The following is a 1825-nucleotide window of genomic DNA, read 5'->3' as shown; positions in this document are numbered from 1 at the left end:
GACGCTTGAAAATGGTCAAGAAACTAGCCGCACCACTCGTGACAGCTTCATTTCTAAAGATCCAGTCGATAAGATTGTGGAAGTGGGAACCAAGGAAGAACAGGCAGCGCAGCCAGGCAAACCTGGTACTCCAGCTAAACCAGGCAAGACCGAGGAAGACTTGCGTATCTTGACGGATGAAGCTACCAAGGTTCAAGTTATCGGCACAAAATCCGTGCTTGAACAGGTCGCAAGCTTGAAAGTTAAGAAAGTTGCATCACAAAGTTTAGCGGGCAAGGTCTATGATGCTTACGACATTACCTTGGAAGACAAGTTTGGCAATCCTATTCAGCCAAGTGGAAAAGTCCTTGTTAGTCTGCCGCTTGCAGCCAATAAGGAGGTCGAAAATGTCTTCTATGTCACAGCTGCTAACCAATTGGATGCTCTGGCATTCCAGCAAAAAGGTCAAATTGTCGAATTTATGTCGGACCACTTCAGCGTCTATGCAGTTGTTTATAAGGCATCTCAGGATCATTTAGCAATTAGCCAGGACGATGGAAGTGAAAAACAAAAGTCCTCTGAATCTGCTGTTTCAGCCATATCTAACGGTCAACGAAATATGTCAGGAAACAAAGAAGGTCAGCTCCCGAATACAGGGGAGGAAAGTAACCAATCTGCCTTCCTAGCTTCTCTGATATTAGCATTATCAAGCCTTTTCCTTCTGTCAGTTAAAGACAAGAAGAAATACTAAAAAGTTTTAAAATAAGCTTTTTCGGTACCTCATTGAGGTGCCGTTTTTGAATTGGAATAAAACGATATTAGCTGATTCGAAATTTTAAAACAAGCTCCTTTAGCTGGCTAAGGAAGTTGAAAAGATTTAAAAATCGTTCAAAACAAGGCTGGGAGCTGTTTAAAATTGATGAAAATAAACTAATTTCTTCCTTTATTTTGATTGATTGTAAAAATAACTTGCCTTTCTTAACAAGTCTAATAATCAAAAATCAAAAAATACCATGCAAACCTTTTCATCACTAAAAAAATCTGCTATAATTAAGTAGAAAATAATACAGAGGAGAATATCATGTCAAAAAAAATTATCGGAATTGATTTGGGAGGAACTTCCATTAAGTTTGCTATTTTGACGCAGGAAGGCGAAATCCAAGAAAAGTGGTCTATTAAAACCAATATCTTAGATGAAGGAAGCCATATTGTGGATGAGATGATTGAGTCTATTCAACATCGTTTGGGACTCTTGAACTTGTCAGCTGAGAATTTTATGGGGATTGGGATGGGATCGCCTGGTGTTGTTGACCGTGAAAATGGGACGGTAATCGGTGCTTACAATCTAAACTGGAAGACTTTGCAGCCGGTGAAAGAGAAAATCGAAAAAGCAACAGGAATTCCATTCTTCATTGACAACGATGCCAATGTTGCTGCCCTTGGTGAGCGTTGGATGGGAGCTGGCGACAATCAGCCAGATGTGGTCTTTATGACGCTAGGAACCGGTGTCGGTGGTGGAATCGTTGCCGAAGGAAAGCTCTTGCACGGACTTGCTGGAGCAGCAGGAGAGCTTGGTCACATCACAGTGGACTTTGATCAGCCAATTCAGTGTACCTGCGGCAAGAAAGGCTGCTTGGAAACTGTTGCATCTGCGACTGGAATTGTCAATCTGACTCGTCGTTATGCGGATGAATATGCTGGCAATGCTGAGTTGAAAAAACTGATTGATAACGGTGAAGATGTCAACGCTAAAATCGTATTTGACTTAGCCAAGGAAGGCGATGAGCTGGCCTTGATTGTTTATCGCAATTTCGCACGCTATCTGGGAATTGCCTGTGCCAACATC

Annotated in this window: 2 protein-coding genes; both read left to right on the top strand. The window is 41.8% G+C overall.

Annotated elements, in window-relative coordinates; translation table 11 throughout:
* The coding region (locus tag STRDD04_RS11130) for a G5 domain-containing protein (protein ID WP_197460071.1) at window positions 1-730 on the top strand (730 nt) is incomplete at its 5' end.
* Window positions 731-1060: 330 nt separating this feature from the next.
* Window positions 1061-1825, top strand: a 765-nt coding sequence (locus tag STRDD04_RS03180; RefSeq protein WP_231853878.1) for an ROK family glucokinase, incomplete at its 3' end; no start/stop codon positions are given.

Source organism: Streptococcus sp. DD04 (assembly GCF_001578725.1).
In the GTDB taxonomy this organism is placed as follows: domain Bacteria; phylum Bacillota; class Bacilli; order Lactobacillales; family Streptococcaceae; genus Streptococcus; species Streptococcus sinensis.
Note: the sequence above shows the minus strand (reverse complement) of the source record. Positions and strands in the feature narration are given on the sequence as shown.